Here is a 1,026-nt window from a genome sequence, read left to right on the forward strand (position 1 = left end):
CTGAAACTGCATTTTCATTGAGTGCACATCTTGCGAACTCATCGAATGCATATATTGATGCACACCAAATGCATCAGGTTTTTGAGATGGTTTTTTGCCTCCAGCTCCATTAAAGTGGCAGACGCGATAGAGACACTTTGGTCGCAGGATGTGCTGCTATCGCCAATCAAGGAGCGCGAGAATGAATTTGGTAAGAAGTTTCATCGAATTTAATTGCCGCTGGAGTAATAAGTTTGACTCTTTAGCGATCCCGGAAAAATTCCGGAAGGATGGGAATGATGATTTCCGGCGCAGCTTCGCCCGATTGTTTTTAAAACCGGGCATGAAAATCGTTGACGTGGGCGGTGGAAAGCAGCCCTATATTGATAGGGAAACCAAGAGGCGGCTTGGGCTCACGGTGACCGGACTCGATATCGACGCCGGCGAGCTGTCGAAAGCGCCGAAAGGACTGTACGACGAAACCATTTGTGCCGACATTACTTCGTTCTCCGGAGATGCCACAGCGGATCTCGTCATCTGCCAGGCGCTGCTGGAACATGTCAAAGACGTTAGTGCGGCATTCGAATCAATTGCTTCGATTCTGAAAAAAGACGGGACGGCGATCATCTTCGTGCCCTCACGTAATGCCGTCTTTGCTCGACTCAATCTGCTTCTTCCAGAACGGTTGAAGCGGTCGCTAATGTTCTTTATCTTTCCGCACATGCGTACGGGACACGGCTTTCCCAGCTATTACGATCATTGCACGCCGGCCGACTTCAGGAAGATAGCCGCGGCACGCGGGCTTCGCCTCGTCGACTCGCGCCTGTATTACCAAAGCTCCTATTTTTCATTCTTATTCCCGGTCTATGTCTTATGGCGGCTGTGGGTAATCTTATTCTGGCTTGCAAAGCGCGATCAGGCAGCCGAAACTTTCTCCATGGCATTCGTGAAGACGCATCACTGCGACCCAGGTATTTCGGAAGGCCGCAAGCGGGAAGTCACAGATGATGCAATGGCCCCTTGAACGCCGACTGGTGCTGCGATAAG

Annotated in this window: 1 protein-coding gene; it reads left to right on the top strand. The window is 50.9% G+C overall.

The window, feature by feature from the left end; translation table 11 throughout:
* Window positions 1-181 precede the first annotated feature (181 nt).
* On the top strand, window positions 182-1,003 hold the full coding sequence (locus VEB01_RS09695) for a class I SAM-dependent methyltransferase (protein ID WP_324874937.1): 822 nt from the start codon (window positions 182-184) through the stop codon (window positions 1,001-1,003).
* The last annotated feature ends 23 nt before the right edge of the window (window positions 1,004-1,026 follow it).

Origin of the sequence: Methylocaldum sp., assembly GCF_035627495.1 — a bacterium.
Taxonomy (GTDB): Bacteria; Pseudomonadota; Gammaproteobacteria; order Methylococcales; family Methylococcaceae; genus Methylocaldum.